A 1394-nucleotide genomic window follows, 5' to 3' on the forward strand; every position below is an offset into this window, starting at 1 on the left:
CGGCGTCGCCGAAAGGTGCGCCGCAGGGTCGGGTCGCCGTGCTCGGCGGCTGCGCGCAATCCGTGCTCGATCCCGGCATCAATGCGGCAACGGCGCGGCTGCTCGCCCGCCTCGGGATCGAGACAGTGGCGGCGGAAGGCGAAGGCTGCTGCGGCGCCCTCGTCCATCACATGGGCCGGGAGGACGAGGCGCATGCCTTCGCCCGGCGCAACGTCAATGCCTGGATACGGGAAATCGAAGGCGGCGGGCTCGATGCGATCGTCATCACCGCTTCGGGCTGCGGGACGACCATCAAGGATTACGGCCATATGCTGCGGCAGGATCCTGCTTATGCGGACAAGGCCGCGCGCGTCTCCGCGCTGGCCAAGGACATCACCGAGTATCTTGCCGGGCTCGATCTGCCGGAGCCGGAGAATGCGCCGGGCCTTACCGTCGCCTATCATTCCGCCTGCTCCATGCAGCACGGCCAGAAGATCACGCGCGAGCCGAAGGCGCTGCTTGCGCGCGCGGGCTTCACCGTGAAGGAGCCGCGCGAGGGGCATCTGTGCTGCGGCTCGGCCGGCACCTACAACATCCTGCAGCCGGAGATCGCGCGCCGCTTGCGCGACCGCAAGGTGAAGAGCATCGAGGCCACCGGCGCGGATCTCGTCGCCACGGGCAATATCGGCTGCATCACGCAGATCGCCGCGGCCGCGCGGCTTCCGGTCGTGCATACGGTCGAACTCGTCGACTGGGCCTATGGCGGGCCGAAGCCCGAGGGCCTGCCCGATCCCGGTCCGGAAATCGTCGCTGCCGAATAGGAAAAGGCAGCACCTCTTCCAAGATGCTGCCTTTTCAGATGGTCCGGCAAAACCCCTCGACCGGGCCCATCCCCCGTTCAACTGCGAATCAGATTACCACGACCTTGGCGCCGACGGGAACACGCCGATACAATTCTATCACATCCTCGTTGCGCATCCGGATGCATCCCGACGAGACGGCCTTGCCGATCGTCCAGGGGGCGTTGGTGCCGTGGATGCGGTAGAGCGTGGAGCCCAGATAGAGGGCGCGCGCGCCCAACGGGTTCTGCGGCCCGCCCTTGACGAAGGTCGGCAGAGCGCGGCCCTTGCGCTTCTCCCGCGCGATCATCTCCGCGGGCGGGCGCCAGTCCGGCCATTCACGCTTCTGGCTGACGTGGTGCGTGCCGGCCCATTCGAACCCCGGCTTGCCGACGCCGACGCCGTAGCGGCGTGCCACGCCACCTTCCTCGACCAGGTAAAGGAAGCGCCTTCCGGTATCCACCACCACCGTACCCGGCGCATGCGGGCCATCGTAGGGCACCGTTTGCGGGAGGAACTCGGGATCGAGCTGGCCAGCGTAATAGGGCCGCGGCCGCGGGGCGCGGACGGCAGCCG

The 1394-nt window shown here is 68.0% G+C and carries 2 protein-coding genes; one reads left to right on the plus strand and one right to left on the minus strand.

Going from position 1 to position 1394, the window contains the following annotated elements; translation table 11 throughout:
• Positions 1–800 (plus strand): heterodisulfide reductase-related iron-sulfur binding cluster (locus ACFP9U_RS25000; protein ID WP_378625580.1); only part of this gene is annotated, 800 nt, incomplete at its 5' end.
• 88 nt (positions 801–888) lie between these two features.
• Here ACFP9U_RS25000 and ACFP9U_RS25005 read toward each other — a convergent pair.
• Positions 889–1394 (minus strand): L,D-transpeptidase (locus tag ACFP9U_RS25005; protein ID WP_378625582.1); only part of this gene is annotated, 506 nt, incomplete at its 5' end.

This window comes from Nitratireductor sp. GCM10026969 (assembly GCF_042660605.1).
Lineage (GTDB): Bacteria > Pseudomonadota > Alphaproteobacteria > Rhizobiales > Rhizobiaceae > Chelativorans.